Source organism: Loigolactobacillus binensis (assembly GCF_005405165.1).
GTDB classification, from domain to species: domain Bacteria; phylum Bacillota; class Bacilli; order Lactobacillales; family Lactobacillaceae; genus Loigolactobacillus; species Loigolactobacillus binensis.
In genome coordinates this window covers 1-16642 of sequence record NZ_BJDN01000031.1, presented here as the reverse complement: position 1 = coordinate 16642, position 16642 = coordinate 1, and the positions used below count along the sequence as shown (strand labels likewise).

Sequence of the window (16642 nt, the reverse complement as noted above, 5' to 3'; positions counted from 1 at the left end):
TCTTCCAATTATAAGGTTGTTTTTGCTTGGATTCGAGATACATGATTGTTAAATTTACTAAATCTTCTTTGAGCCAGGGAACTTATAATTCATCAAATAGCTAATAGAAGTCAGCAATACTACTGAAAATCAATAACCTACGTCATTAAATGTCAAGTACCACTTTAGGACATTATCTTCGTTCTTCATAGAGTTATATTAATTCCTTGCCGTCTATAGCTAAATAAGATGATATAAATGTTATCGGAAATATTTTTCAATATTAAAAAAACGGATTCAACGCGGCTATACGGCTTATTTTTTTGAAATTAATCTATTCTAGATAAATAGAAAAGAAAAAATTATTTTGTCTTTAAATTAGTCAAAATAGTTTGGACTGATGAATAGTAAATCACAGGATAAAATGTGGATAGGCAATACTTAGGGTTACCAAATGGGGCTAGTAATTTTGATTGGCCGTTGTCTAATTTTAGGGCAAGCAAAAGAGCCCGATATCCGCGTGATACCAGGCTCATTTACTACACTAGATCTATTTTAGCTGAAAACTGAAGGAATCAATAGCGATTAAGAACGCAATGGGCGGTTATTTATTGATCTATTTTAGCTGAAAACTGAAGGAATCAATAGCAGCCTATCGTTGGCCATGCGCGTTAAGGTAGATCTATTTTAGCTGAAAACTGAAGGAATCAATAGCGACATCAAATTCGCCCTTTAAATATCCAAAGATCTATTTTAGCTGAAAACTGAAGGAATCAATAGCATGCAAAAGACAATTGATACGATGACCCATGATCTATTTTAGCTGAAAACTGAAGGAATCAATAGCTTCGCGTCTATTTTAATGATGCCACGGGGAGATCTATTTTAGCTGAAAACTGAAGGAATCAATAGCTTTATTAATAAAAGGAAGTGAATTTAATTAGATCTATTTTAGCTGAAAACTGAAGGAATCAATAGCCAAAAAGGCTGTTAGTTTTGTCGACCCTGCGATCTATTTTAGCTGAAAACTGAAGGAATCAATAGCTGGCGTTACTGTCATAACTTTATATCCGTTGATCTATTTTAGCTGAAAACTGAAGGAATCAATAGCTATGTTGCTGTTGAGTACTTACTTGACACCGATCTATTTTAGCTGAAAACTGAAGGAATCAATAGCGCTAATTAATCAGCTACTAGCAGGGAATGAGATCTATTTTAGCTGAAAACTGAAGGAATCAATAGCGTTGACAAGTCGAAGTGCTCATACAAATACGATCTATTTTAGCTGAAAACTGAAGGAATCAATAGCAAACGAATATACGTGCTTAATAATCCCAGCGATCTATTTTAGCTGAAAACTGAAGGAATCAATAGCTAGTAATCATATAATGGCGATTTGTACTCAGATCTATTTTAGCTGAAAACTGAAGGAATCAATAGCGTTGCCAGATAATGTTGAACCAGTTTTGTTGATCTATTTTAGCTGAAAACTGAAGGAATCAATAGCCATCATCAATCGATGCCATTGTGTCCTCGAGATCTATTTTAGCTGAAAACTGAAGGAATCAATAGCCGTCAGTCACCTCTTCACGATTCAGTTGCTGATCTATTTTAGCTGAAAACTGAAGGAATCAATAGCTGGTACATGATTGCATTGATTACTGCTGGTGATCTATTTTAGCTGAAAACTGAAGGAATCAATAGCATTGCTTGCATGCGTGATAACTTTATTTTTGATCTATTTTAGCTGAAAACTGAAGGAATCAATAGCAACCATCATGCGCCCAACCACATCGGCTAAGATCTATTTTAGCTGAAAACTGAAGGAATCAATAGCAAAAAAAACGGAGCACACCGAATAGAAACCGATCTATTTTAGCTGAAAACTGAAGGAATCAATAGCCAGTAGTAGCGGTTGCTACTACTGTTTGGAGATCTATTTTAGCTGAAAACTGAAGGAATCAATAGCACTTGTTTTTTTAAATCCCTCAATATTGTTGATCTATTTTAGCTGAAAACTGAAGGAATCAATAGCATGAAAGGGTGATTTGAATGACGATCTATTGATCTATTTTAGCTGAAAACTGAAGGAATCAATAGCTTACCAGCAAGTGCCCTTAATGTCCGAGAGATCTATTTTAGCTGAAAACTGAAGGAATCAATAGCGACATTTTTACGGGCAAAGAAGTTTATGTTGATCTATTTTAGCTGAAAACTGAAGGAATCAATAGCTTACCCACATCAGTCCCACCTTTCGTCCTGGATCTATTTTAGCTGAAAACTGAAGGAATCAATAGCTTGCCAATCAAAACACTTTCGCTAGTGCATGATCTATTTTAGCTGAAAACTGAAGGAATCAATAGCTCTGTCGCATTACTATCCGCTGTTGTTGCGGATCTATTTTAGCTGAAAACTGAAGGAATCAATAGCAACAGATGCTTATTACATTGTTCCTTTATCGATCTATTTTAGCTGAAAACTGAAGGAATCAATAGCCTTAACAAAAGAAGTAATGATTGCCTACCGGATCTATTTTAGCTGAAAACTGAAGGAATCAATAGCAAGATAACCTACGGAGTGATGCAGAGTTTGGATCTATTTTAGCTGAAAACTGAAGGAATCAATAGCTCTCCAATCATCCTTATCATAAGAGTTGCCGATCTATTTTAGCTGAAAACTGAAGGAATCAATAGCGAACAAAGGCAAGCTAAGCAGAACTCCCGTGATCTATTTTAGCTGAAAACTGAAGGAATCAATAGCGTGACTTCCGTCTGCTCGACACCAAGATAAGATCTATTTTAGCTGAAAACTGAAGGAATCAATAGCACATGGTCTTTAGAGTATTATCAGCAGGCTGATCTATTTTAGCTGAAAACTGAAGGAATCAATAGCCGCTGTTGGTTTGAGTAGCAGCTACTTTTTGGATCTATTTTAGCTGAAAACTGAAGGAATCAATAGCCAACTGCCGCATGGCGTGCACCAATTCTGGGATCTATTTTAGCTGAAAACTGAAGGAATCAATAGCCTTCTCAGTCATGAACACTCGCTCAGTCATGATCTATTTTAGCTGAAAACTGAAGGAATCAATAGCACAAATGTATAGGATATTCTTCCTGAACCAGATCTATTTTAGCTGAAAACTGAAGGAATCAATAGCCTTAGTCCATCAATGCAAGATATGATTATGATCTATTTTAGCTGAAAACTGAAGGAATCAATAGCCTCCTCTGTTGGTTCAGTAATCAACATTATGATCTATTTTAGCTGAAAACTGAAGGAATCAATAGCCTTAATTTACAACAAGACGGAGTATTGGCAGATCTATTTTAGCTGAAAACTGAAGGAATCAATAGCTTGGAATCTTAAAGTCAGCGGTGCCTCCAAGATCTATTTTAGCTGAAAACTGAAGGAATCAATAGCCTTGGGGACCAGTTGGACCGATATCACCCGGATCTATTTTAGCTGAAAACTGAAGGAATCAATAGCACCGGCTAATAATTTAACTGACCCACCAGTGATCTATTTTAGCTGAAAACTGAAGGAATCAATAGCGTGGTGCAAGGATAAGAAGCGTCGTGCTAAGATCTATTTTAGCTGAAAACTGAAGGAATCAATAGCCCAACTCAAATGAAGTACTCTGTCCTTTACGATCTATTTTAGCTGAAAACTGAAGGAATCAATAGCAGTGAAAAGACTAGGCTTACTGAAATCCAGATCTATTTTAGCTGAAAACTGAAGGAATCAATAGCAGCAGCGGAATAATATCAATTGCCACCGACGATCTATTTTAGCTGAAAACTGAAGGAATCAATAGCCCGACACTACCAACGTTGGGTAAGTGTCCAGATCTATTTTAGCTGAAAACTGAAGGAATCAATAGCGGTGATTGCAAAGTGAAGCCAGTAAAATGCGATCTATTTTAGCTGAAAACTGAAGGAATCAATAGCCAATAATTCCAGTTGCTAAAGTATTTTGCTGATCTATTTTAGCTGAAAACTGAAGGAATCAATAGCATCAGTTGCGTTAGTCGGATCAACTGTAATGATCTATTTTAGCTGAAAACTGAAGGAATCAATAGCAATGGGTACCAGGTATAGCTCATTACCTGTGATCTATTTTAGCTGAAAACTGAAGGAATCAATAGCGTCGAGTACATATAATTGCATAAATTTTCCGATCTATTTTAGCTGAAAACTGAAGGAATCAATAGCCTTCCCGCATATCATAAGCAAAGGGATCCGGATCTATTTTAGCTGAAAACTGAAGGAATCAATAGCTGTGAATGAGGTGAGTTGATGACAGATGAGATCTATTTTAGCTGAAAACTGAAGGAATCAATAGCACGCGGCGGTTCGCTTCGAAAGTTTCTAATGATCTATTTTAGCTGAAAACTGAAGGAATCAATAGCATTGCGAGTCCACAAACGTTCCGACTTATCGATCTATTTTAGCTGAAAACTGAAGGAATCAATAGCCGCTGTTTTAAATGTGTCAGTTGATGTACCGATCTATTTTAGCTGAAAACTGAAGGAATCAATAGCCGTCCCCTTATCCACGACCTCATCATGTTTGATCTATTTTAGCTGAAAACTGAAGGAATCAATAGCTTGGTCTTATCTTATTCAATTTGGGACTTTGATCTATTTTAGCTGAAAACTGAAGGAATCAATAGCTTCCTTAACGCCCATAAGCACTTCCCTCACGATCTATTTTAGCTGAAAACTGAAGGAATCAATAGCACCTTTAAAATAAATCTTTTTCTTGCCACTGATCTATTTTAGCTGAAAACTGAAGGAATCAATAGCATACGACAATCGTGAAACTTTAGTTCAGGCGATCTATTTTAGCTGAAAACTGAAGGAATCAATAGCTCATCCAAGGCATAATTCTTTACAGTTTTGGATCTATTTTAGCTGAAAACTGAAGGAATCAATAGCGGAAGGGGGCGTTTGGATGAGTAAATTAAGATCTATTTTAGCTGAAAACTGAAGGAATCAATAGCCGTCCACCCCAACATATGGATCTATCACAGATCTATTTTAGCTGAAAACTGAAGGAATCAATAGCTACTAGTAGCTGTAGTCGCTACACTAGCTGGATCTATTTTAGCTGAAAACTGAAGGAATCAATAGCGTTTAAGCCAAAATGGTACATAGAACAGATGATCTATTTTAGCTGAAAACTGAAGGAATCAATAGCAATGACCTTGCCATTGGTGGTAGTTCAGACGATCTATTTTAGCTGAAAACTGAAGGAATCAATAGCGCTGGCTACTTTGCAATCAAGTCAGCTAAGGATCTATTTTAGCTGAAAACTGAAGGAATCAATAGCTATCATAATGGTTTTAACTTTGAATTGACTGATCTATTTTAGCTGAAAACTGAAGGAATCAATAGCGGCGTCAATATGAATTTATGTGATTTGGGTGATCTATTTTAGCTGAAAACTGAAGGAATCAATAGCCTGATCAAGCTATTCAAACGGTCGCCCGCGATCTATTTTAGCTGAAAACTGAAGGAATCAATAGCCAATACGCTAGTAGAGCTAGCGAGATAGCTGATCTATTTTAGCTGAAAACTGAAGGAATCAATAGCGCAGGACATGTCTTTATACGAAAAATTGAAGATCTATTTTAGCTGAAAACTGAAGGAATCAATAGCGTTGGAAGCTTCAACATCTGTGTTCGCCCCGATCTATTTTAGCTGAAAACTGAAGGAATCAATAGCGGCCTGTAATTCGGCAATCAGTTCATCATTGATCTATTTTAGCTGAAAACTGAAGGAATCAATAGCACGTTCCACTTGCTTATCAGGATTGTTCACGATCTATTTTAGCTGAAAACTGAAGGAATCAATAGCGGTTTTGTTGGTCTTATCCAAATTGGTTTGGATCTATTTTAGCTGAAAACTGAAGGAATCAATAGCGATGGTGTCCTGCTTGATAACCCTGATAAGATCTATTTTAGCTGAAAACTGAAGGAATCAATAGCTACCTTTTGCCACTGATCTCACCTCCTAAAGATCTATTTTAGCTGAAAACTGAAGGAATCAATAGCGTCCATATCGCTGCCCAATTGATCGCGCCAGATCTATTTTAGCTGAAAACTGAAGGAATCAATAGCCATCTCGCTGATTAAGTCCCCAATAGCAAAGATCTATTTTAGCTGAAAACTGAAGGAATCAATAGCGGTTCAATGGTTGACCAACTGCTAGCAATAAGATCTATTTTAGCTGAAAACTGAAGGAATCAATAGCTGCGGTTACCTGGGTGTCTTTTGAGGGGGGGATCTATTTTAGCTGAAAACTGAAGGAATCAATAGCTTAGGGCTTGCTTAAGAAACTACACCAACGGATCTATTTTAGCTGAAAACTGAAGGAATCAATAGCACTTGGTCGTTAGTTGATAGATAGTTGCCGGATCTATTTTAGCTGAAAACTGAAGGAATCAATAGCAGGTTTATCTAGGTCAAGCTCAATTGGAAGATCTATTTTAGCTGAAAACTGAAGGAATCAATAGCAGCGCTTGCCTGCAAGCAGGTCTTACGTGCGATCTATTTTAGCTGAAAACTGAAGGAATCAATAGCTCAAAGTAAGCTGCCATCTGCCGAACCATTGATCTATTTTAGCTGAAAACTGAAGGAATCAATAGCAAACATTCTAGGGCATATCAATCGACTAAAGATCTATTTTAGCTGAAAACTGAAGGAATCAATAGCTGACTCAGATGACTATTCAGGCGGGACAACGATCTATTTTAGCTGAAAACTGAAGGAATCAATAGCGTCGGTGCACCAAAATAAAAAAGACCATCAGATCTATTTTAGCTGAAAACTGAAGGAATCAATAGCTGTCACTGCTGCATTATATAACAATTTTTATGATCTATTTTAGCTGAAAACTGAAGGAATCAATAGCGAGCTAGCGGGCGACACCTACCAGACTGAAGATCTATTTTAGCTGAAAACTGAAGGAATCAATAGCGGTGACCATGGGGTTGCAATATCGCCCATTGATCTATTTTAGCTGAAAACTGAAGGAATCAATAGCCAGTTCTTGCTGCTTCCTTTTTAACTCGTCGATCTATTTTAGCTGAAAACTGAAGGAATCAATAGCCGCACCCGTAAACCACAGCATGATGATTAGGATCTATTTTAGCTGAAAACTGAAGGAATCAATAGCTTCATTTAACAAACCCCACTGCATTTAGCTGATCTATTTTAGCTGAAAACTGAAGGAATCAATAGCACGGTTAAACCTGTATAATCTTCAGTTTCTAGCTCATCTGGATCTATTTTAGCTGAAAACTGAAGGAATCAATAGCACGGTTAAACCAACCACGCTATTAATTTGTGATCTATTTTAGCTGAAAACTGAAGGAATCAATAGCGCGATCGGCTTGCGATAACTTTTCAAGTTTGATCTATTTTAGCTGAAAACTGAAGGAATCAATAGCGTCGTTAGCTAAAAGAAGTCGTGGTCATAAGATCTATTTTAGCTGAAAACTGAAGGAATCAATAGCTGACTGCCTTAATCGGGTTACGGGTATTGGGATCTATTTTAGCTGAAAACTGAAGGAATCAATAGCTCCCAGCTTCGCGCTGTTCGACAAACTGTTGATCTATTTTAGCTGAAAACTGAAGGAATCAATAGCCCGTTTCCAACTTGTATGATTTTTAATCTTGATCTATTTTAGCTGAAAACTGAAGGAATCAATAGCAAACTGCTGCCATATATGACTGATGCCGCCGATCTATTTTAGCTGAAAACTGAAGGAATCAATAGCCGATGCTTTAGCTGGCTGCGGTTCAAAAGCGATCTATTTTAGCTGAAAACTGAAGGAATCAATAGCGCTACTTGTTAAAGCTCACAATGACTCGAGGATCTATTTTAGCTGAAAACTGAAGGAATCAATAGCTGGTTAGTTGCTAACCATAGTTTAAACTCCGATCTATTTTAGCTGAAAACTGAAGGAATCAATAGCACTGAGCTAAAGGCAGTGGGGTTTGTTAAAGATCTATTTTAGCTGAAAACTGAAGGAATCAATAGCAGTATACGCTGGCAATTATCTGGTGAAATCGATCTATTTTAGCTGAAAACTGAAGGAATCAATAGCCAACTTTTACGACATCACTAAAATCGTCGCGATCTATTTTAGCTGAAAACTGAAGGAATCAATAGCCAATACTAGCGCCAATCATGACGCCGGTTGGATCTATTTTAGCTGAAAACTGAAGGAATCAATAGCAACTGGTATCGTTAGGCGTCACACTACAATGATCTATTTTAGCTGAAAACTGAAGGAATCAATAGCCCTAAATGGTATTAGCAACACTAATTATATGATCTATTTTAGCTGAAAACTGAAGGAATCAATAGCGTAATTCAAGTGGGGTATCAAAACTGGCATGATCTATTTTAGCTGAAAACTGAAGGAATCAATAGCGCGTCTGTCGGTTTGATTACAATGCCCAATGATCTATTTTAGCTGAAAACTGAAGGAATCAATAGCATCAACATCGAGAACGATACCGGTCGCCTTGATCTATTTTAGCTGAAAACTGAAGGAATCAATAGCTAGCTTTTGAACCACACCATAGGCGGCACGGATCTATTTTAGCTGAAAACTGAAGGAATCAATAGCTTGTAACAGGTACTTGTCATTTCGTACTGCGATCTATTTTAGCTGAAAACTGAAGGAATCAATAGCGATCAAGAAAAACGCAAATAACCGGATTAGGATCTATTTTAGCTGAAAACTGAAGGAATCAATAGCATGACGCTAAAGGAAACACAGTTATCTACCGATCTATTTTAGCTGAAAACTGAAGGAATCAATAGCCCAGATGATGATCGTGAGTGGAGCTTGACTGATCTATTTTAGCTGAAAACTGAAGGAATCAATAGCTCGTGAGCATTATTATATTGTTGCCATTGAGATCTATTTTAGCTGAAAACTGAAGGAATCAATAGCATTAAGCTGTTGCTTGTTACTTCGCTGAAAGATCTATTTTAGCTGAAAACTGAAGGAATCAATAGCGTAATGTAATTGCGATAGCGCCGGTACTGGGATCTATTTTAGCTGAAAACTGAAGGAATCAATAGCCGTACCATCATTGCGCATTTGAAAATTGATGATCTATTTTAGCTGAAAACTGAAGGAATCAATAGCCCACATCTTTAAAACACTTATATGGGCTTAGATCTATTTTAGCTGAAAACTGAAGGAATCAATAGCTCTAGGGCGGTTTCTAATGCTTCAAGATTAGATCTATTTTAGCTGAAAACTGAAGGAATCAATAGCCTTATCTTTTGCAATATTTAATGCCACTATGATCTATTTTAGCTGAAAACTGAAGGAATCAATAGCATTGCAATGTCTGACAAGTTAACCTTCCCGGATCTATTTTAGCTGAAAACTGAAGGAATCAATAGCCTTTGAGAATAAATCCATTGCGCCACCGATGATCTATTTTAGCTGAAAACTGAAGGAATCAATAGCCGGCCGGCAGTAGGTAAATCAGCATTTGCCGATCTATTTTAGCTGAAAACTGAAGGAATCAATAGCCTTAAGTGTGGTTTTGACGGCGATTTAAAAGATCTATTTTAGCTGAAAACTGAAGGAATCAATAGCTGGTGTTCTGGTCTTATCATAATCAAGGTAGATCTATTTTAGCTGAAAACTGAAGGAATCAATAGCCCCTTGTGCCGGCTATTTTATTGCTCGCGCGATCTATTTTAGCTGAAAACTGAAGGAATCAATAGCTGAGGAACCTGAGCTTACCGAAGACGAGAAGATCTATTTTAGCTGAAAACTGAAGGAATCAATAGCTCTGTTGCTGCGACTGTTGCATTTGTTGCTGATCTATTTTAGCTGAAAACTGAAGGAATCAATAGCTCGATGTAGCGAGTTTTACGTTTGGCATTTGATCTATTTTAGCTGAAAACTGAAGGAATCAATAGCGGTCGGGCACAATTTAAGTACAACGACACCGATCTATTTTAGCTGAAAACTGAAGGAATCAATAGCGCCATTGGCAGGCTTCTTGTCTTTGTTTTGATCTATTTTAGCTGAAAACTGAAGGAATCAATAGCTCTAATGTTGCATATATTAGATTCTCTATTGATCTATTTTAGCTGAAAACTGAAGGAATCAATAGCTTTTGAGACTAAGCTGCTATACCAGCTAGCGATCTATTTTAGCTGAAAACTGAAGGAATCAATAGCGAAATTATGAGTGCAGCCACGTTATGTCCGATCTATTTTAGCTGAAAACTGAAGGAATCAATAGCGTATCGGATTCGATGTCACATGCTACAATCGATCTATTTTAGCTGAAAACTGAAGGAATCAATAGCATTCAGGTATGACCTATGTTAATGGGTTCGGATCTATTTTAGCTGAAAACTGAAGGAATCAATAGCCACGACTAAGGATTTGAAAGAGAACACTAAGATCTATTTTAGCTGAAAACTGAAGGAATCAATAGCTGCTCATGACTACTTCATAGTCGCCGTCTTGATCTATTTTAGCTGAAAACTGAAGGAATCAATAGCCCATCAGTAGCAGACCCAATTAAAAAGATGGATCTATTTTAGCTGAAAACTGAAGGAATCAATAGCCTCTGGTTGGTAGCGGCTATCAGTTTTATGATCTATTTTAGCTGAAAACTGAAGGAATCAATAGCTATTGGTAACTTATTAAACCGGTTTGAGAAGATCTATTTTAGCTGAAAACTGAAGGAATCAATAGCACTAAATCCAGATCCAACTCGGTGACTTGTGATCTATTTTAGCTGAAAACTGAAGGAATCAATAGCTAAGTCAATGTCCTCATCACTCATGCCCATGATCTATTTTAGCTGAAAACTGAAGGAATCAATAGCCAGCAGCCTATTGTCGTTGACAAAGACGGTGATCTATTTTAGCTGAAAACTGAAGGAATCAATAGCCGCTGTCATCGTTGCTTACAACAAGTTTGCGATCTATTTTAGCTGAAAACTGAAGGAATCAATAGCCGAGTTTGGGCAGCGCCCATGATTTTGATTGATCTATTTTAGCTGAAAACTGAAGGAATCAATAGCTCAAGCTTATAACCATTCAAAAATCGCACAGATCTATTTTAGCTGAAAACTGAAGGAATCAATAGCGCTCAACCTTCACAGGACAGCACGAACCAAGATCTATTTTAGCTGAAAACTGAAGGAATCAATAGCGCCATTTTTATTTCCTCCTTAGCTTGCCTGGATCTATTTTAGCTGAAAACTGAAGGAATCAATAGCTCAGGTAATGCTTTCCGAAGCATGTCTTCAGATCTATTTTAGCTGAAAACTGAAGGAATCAATAGCAAAAGGCCGTTTATTGTACAGCACACTTTGGATCTATTTTAGCTGAAAACTGAAGGAATCAATAGCTCATTGAGCCAAACATTAATTTGTTGATCCGATCTATTTTAGCTGAAAACTGAAGGAATCAATAGCAAGTTTGAGGCTTATCTAAATGAGCAACCAGATCTATTTTAGCTGAAAACTGAAGGAATCAATAGCTCAAAAGTCACGGTGTAGAGTAAGCCGTTTGATCTATTTTAGCTGAAAACTGAAGGAATCAATAGCTTTGAGGACGAAGAAAAGTTCGTTCGCCCAGATCTATTTTAGCTGAAAACTGAAGGAATCAATAGCATATTTAGCGGTGTCCTTTAAGATTTGGTTGATCTATTTTAGCTGAAAACTGAAGGAATCAATAGCCGCCATAAGTTTCAGTCCAAAACGGATTGGATCTATTTTAGCTGAAAACTGAAGGAATCAATAGCTGTCATTTTAGCAACACTGCCATAAGTCTTGATCTATTTTAGCTGAAAACTGAAGGAATCAATAGCGTTGCTTATGAAGATGACACAATTAAAGTTGATCTATTTTAGCTGAAAACTGAAGGAATCAATAGCGAGTATTTGATACGTATACAGTTCCATTAGGATCTATTTTAGCTGAAAACTGAAGGAATCAATAGCTCTGGCATTGGAGATGACCAAGTTGGGTTAGGATCTATTTTAGCTGAAAACTGAAGGAATCAATAGCAACAACTCGCCATGACTAACACTCCAGTCAGATCTATTTTAGCTGAAAACTGAAGGAATCAATAGCTTACATTTTATATTTGATGGATATTTGGCTGATCTATTTTAGCTGAAAACTGAAGGAATCAATAGCGCTCCAGCTGAAAGCCTTGAACCAAGAATGGATCTATTTTAGCTGAAAACTGAAGGAATCAATAGCCAGATCACACGCAATAGGTGCGTGCTTTTCGATCTATTTTAGCTGAAAACTGAAGGAATCAATAGCCAGTCTAGCCAGCCATCTTGTGCGGTCTTGATCTATTTTACTAAAGGTTGAAAGTTAAATAGTTACTCCATACCCAAGTTGAAGTGCAATAGAAAAGTTAGACGATTTATATTTTAAGTTAAGCTGCCATGGCCTGATGCCTGTATTCTGGTTGGGTCCCTGTCAGCCGCACAAGTAAATATTAAAAATTAGGCAGTTTGATTTCTGGGTTCTTCGGGGCGTATATTCCTACCTAGGTAGGAGTATTTTTATGGGCTGAAAATGTTCGCGATATAGTGTGGAAGAAAGGCTCTTCTATATTAAATTGGTGCAAGGCGGGATGTCGGCCAGGGCTATTAGGCAGGAGTACGGTGTGCACGATTCAAAGGTGGCCCAGTGGATTGAACGCTACAATACCGGAGGTGTAGATTCATTACGTGACCGACATCAACAGCACGTCTACTCAAAGGAACTGATACTTGAGGTGGTCCAAGCCTATTTGGCCGGTGGCACATCGTATTCCAGGCTTGCGCGACAATACGATATTTCCAATAATTCTGTCGTCTATCAGTGGGTCAAACGGTATACTAGCGGTAAATCACTCACAGCCACCAGGAGGACTACCCCGATGAAAGATGGCTGGAAGACTGAACAGGTCGAACGTATCGAGATCGCGCAATGGGTCATTGCCAACGAGATGAACTACGTCGCTGTGACTACGCAGTTTAATGTGTCCTATGGGCAAGTGTATACTTGGGTCAAGAAGTTTAAGCAAGGCGGTCCCAACGCACTCGCAGACCGCCGCGGCAAAACCAAGAAAGACACTAGCCAGTTGACCGAAATGGAACTAAGAGACTAGAGATCAAGCGGCTCAAGGCCCGGTTAGCCCATGTTTCGACGGAGGTCGCTGTGCTAAAAAAAATCCAAGAGTTCGAAGGGATGGATGTTCGGCAGAAGAAAAATACCTCACAGTTCAAGCACTCGCACAAAAAATAAATCCCGACACCAATCAAGTACACAGGATTAGTTTCATGTGCCAATACGTTGGTGTATCTCGTGCTGTATACTACAAGTGGACGCACCGTAAAGTAACGGCACATGAACTTGAAAATGAAGCAATCTTAGCCTATATCATTGAACGAGAAGAGTCAAAAAACTACATTTATGGTGTCCATACCATGACGATGTATCTCAATGAGGAAACGTCTTATCATGTCAGTCGAGGTCGTGTACGTCGTATCATGCGGCGTAACGGTATCCGACCATCAATTCGTGTGGCCAAGCGCGATCGTAAAGCAGAAAAGAAAGAGTGTATCCTTGCCAATAAATTACTTTGCGCAGACAGCAGCCATGACTTCGCTCCTGAGCGACCAAACATGACCTGGGTAACTGATTTTGTAGCGAGCCGAGGTTCGGACCAGATAAGCAGCAACGATTACGTTTGAGTGCGATCAAGGACCTTTATGATCACAGTATTATTGCATGGCGAGTAGCGAGTACCGAGACAACGCAATTAGTATCAGAAGCGCTCACACAGGCCTTGAAATCAACCCACGGTGTAAAGCCGCAGATCCCTCATTCTGATCAAGGTTCAGCCTACACCGCTGGTAGTTATAACACCCTATTATCCGGGAAAGGCATCGTGCACAGTATGTCGCGTCCAGGAACGCCAGGTGATAACAGTGCAATGGAGTGCTTCTGGAGCCAGTTGAAAACAGAGGAATTGGCTTTTAAGGAGCCCCTTTCAGAAATCGAGCTTATCAGCATCATCAAGGCGTACATCACCTGGCACAATACGGGAACGCCGGCAACTAACGCTAAACGGCATGACCCCGGAAGAATACCGGAAACATGCCGTTCAAAAAAGTGCATAAGACTTTAATTATTTGACCTGTCTACTTGACAAGGAGCAGAGCCGTTACGGCCTATTTTGATACTTTCAACCTTTGGCAGTTAACCCCCATTCGTCACTACAGGACTTCCTTAACTTAATTATCCTGCAAATCATTAAGTAATACAAGACTGTTTCTGCGCTTAAAAAGCTGGTATGCTAGCAACCTACAGGATTTAGCAGCGATCAAGGGGGTCAGCGAATGACAACAATATTAGCGCAAGAACAGCAACGGCTTCGCAAGGTGTACCAACAATTAACTGCTGAGCAGGCGTTTTATTTGCAACAACAGCAGCGCAACCAGCAGCAAGCGGTGGCTATGAAAGGGCAATTCGCGCAGGATTCCAGCTTAAATATGGCTACCGTCACGGATAAGTTGGATACTTTTGCGGCGCTGGAAGCGATGAACCGCGAAATTGATCAATATAATTTTTCTGCTAGTGTGCTGGCCAATAAACTGCGGCAGATCAAGTTGCTGTTGCCGGCAGCTTATTTTGGCAAAGTCGTGGTGCATTTTGCTGATGAACCTGCTGTAAGCACGCCATTTTACATTGGGGTCACTGGGTACCAAACGCGGGCTGCAACTGATCTGGTGTATGATTGGCGTTCCTCGATTGCCGGGTTGTACTACGATCAAGTGCTAGGGGCCAGTTCATATCAGGCCAATGGGCAAACGATCGCGGCAACGATTGAAGCGCGGCGGCAATTTAAAATTGATCACGCGCAGTTGTTAGGTTATTTTGATAGTCAAATCGCGGTGGAAGATCCGTTGTTGATCGCGGTTTTGTCCCAGGAGCATCAGCAACATTTAACTGCGATCACGGCGACGATCCAAAAGGAGCAAAATGCGATCATCCGTGATGAGCAGACACAAGCGTTGATCATTCGCGGTGTTGCCGGTAGTGGTAAAACATCGGTGGTCATCCAGCGGATCGCGTATTTGTTGTACCGGCAGCGGCAAACGGTGCGCGCCAGTGATATTTTATTGCTCACCCCGAATGAATTATTCACGGACTACATTTCCCAAGTGCTGCCCACTTTAGGCGAGGCCAATCCTTGGCAGGCGACGTTGCAACAGCTACTGACACAAATGCAGCAGCAACTGCTCGGCACGGCCGCGGTAATGCCAGCTTGGTCAACGCAAGCCAGTCACTTAGAGCAGTTGCGCTTAGCGTTAACCAAGTTAAACGTCACTGCTGCCTTGTTTAAATCGTTGCCGGATTGGGTCACCGCCACGCAATTAGCGGCCAGCTACGCGCGAACACCGGTAACGGCGACCTTGGCCGAGCGGTTAAAGTCGGTTCAGCTTAATTTACGGCGGCAATTAGAGCAAGAAATTAGGGCCGCCGCAACTGATGACCGCGTTTTGACCGCCTTAGATAATTTATCGCTGGCCCAACAAAACACTATTTTTGGCCAGCCGTTGCAGGCTGACAATGAGCGGCAATTGCACCGGTATGCGCGGCAGTTGCGGCGTTATCAATTACAGGAGCGCGCAACCCAGATCGCCACTTATGCTTGGCTGGATTGGCCGGCCTGGTTGCACGAATTATTACCCCAAACGGCAGCTAGTTTAACTGATTTTGTTTTTCTGTTGGTGCGCCTAACTAAATTCAGTTACCCACAGATCAAATTTCTATTAGTCGATGAACTGCAGGATTATCAGTTGGAAGAACTGCAGTTGCTCACTGCGTTATTTCCCCAAGCGCAGCTGACCTTGCTTGGGGATGAAAATCAGGCGCTTAATGCGACGACACCTGGTTTTGAAAAGGTGGCGGACCAATTAGCGGCGCAAAATAAGCGGGTCAAAATCGTTGCGTTGAATAAAAGTTATCGGTCGACGCAGGAAGTGACGACGCTTTTTCGTGAATTCGCCGTCGCCGCGGATTTGCAGGTCGTCCCAGTACAACGGCATGGGCGGCCGCCGGTGTTGCATCAAAGTGCCGACTTTGCGGCAATGATCACGGCGCTTAGTCAGGCCTTAAGCACCGAGCAAGCTGGCACGACAGCAATCGTCACACTAGCCGCCACACAAGTTGACCCTATTTATGCGGCGTTAAGGGCTCAGCAGCCAACGTTGCCGCTGGTCAAAAACAGTGCCACGACCACTGGTCAAACGGTGATCTTGCCGTTGCGGCTAGCAAAGGGGCTAGAATTTGATCGGGTTTTGTTGTTAGATGTTGGCCAAAACGCGTTAAGTGCGGTGTCGCCAACGTTATTAAAACGTTTATTGTATACAGGTATTTCGCGCGCCACGCAAACCGTTGAATTATTTGCCACAGGGCAGGTTCAGCCGTTAATTACGCAAGCTTTTAACGCGCTTAAAAAATAAAGCAAAAGGGACTGTAAGCCTGATAGACAGTGAACTGAACCCCCAGAATTGGAGAAATCCAAATCTGGGGGTTTTATCATGTTTTCAAAAGAAACAAAAATTAAGGCTGTATTTGAATTAATTCAAGGA

Annotated in this window: 3 protein-coding genes, 1 pseudogene and 1 CRISPR repeat array; all 4 genes and pseudogenes read left to right on the top strand. The window is 39.9% G+C overall.

Translation table 11 applies throughout. The annotated features are described in order from the left end of the window. Nucleotides 1-526: 526 nt before the first annotated feature. Nucleotides 527-12311: a CRISPR direct-repeat array (repeat unit 36 nt; unit sequence GATCTATTTTAGCTGAAAACTGAAGGAATCAATAGC). Between the two features lie 277 nt (nt 12312-12588). The 4 genes and pseudogenes from FFM78_RS11650 (at nt 12589) to FFM78_RS11640 (ending at nt 16513) form a co-directional block, all read left to right on the top strand. After that, nucleotides 12589-13286, top strand: a pseudogene (locus tag FFM78_RS11650) (helix-turn-helix domain-containing protein). Between the two features lie 35 nt (nt 13287-13321). Then, complete coding sequence (locus FFM78_RS14030; RefSeq protein ID WP_223877069.1) at nt 13322-13735, top strand: IS3 family transposase; 414 nt, start codon at nt 13322-13324, stop codon at nt 13733-13735. Then, on the top strand, nt 13732-14172 hold the full coding sequence (locus tag FFM78_RS14025) for a DDE-type integrase/transposase/recombinase (RefSeq protein WP_223877068.1): 441 nt from the start codon (nt 13732-13734) through the stop codon (nt 14170-14172). Before FFM78_RS14030 ends, FFM78_RS14025 begins: the two co-directional genes overlap by 4 nt. 211 nt (nt 14173-14383) lie before the next feature. Then, entirely contained in the window at nt 14384-16513 is a 2130-nt protein-coding gene (locus tag FFM78_RS11640) for a HelD family protein (protein ID WP_137638592.1), read from the top strand. The last annotated feature ends 129 nt before the right edge of the window (nt 16514-16642 follow it).

What these genes read in the sequence shown, in the direction of transcription:
- FFM78_RS14030 (WP_223877069.1), top strand. Translation starts at nt 13,322, where the DNA reads ATGTGCCAATACGTTGGTGTATCTCGTGCTGTATACTACAAGTGGACG.
- FFM78_RS11640 (WP_137638592.1), top strand. Translation starts at nt 14,384, where the DNA reads ATGACAACAATATTAGCGCAAGAACAGCAACGGCTTCGCAAGGTGTAC.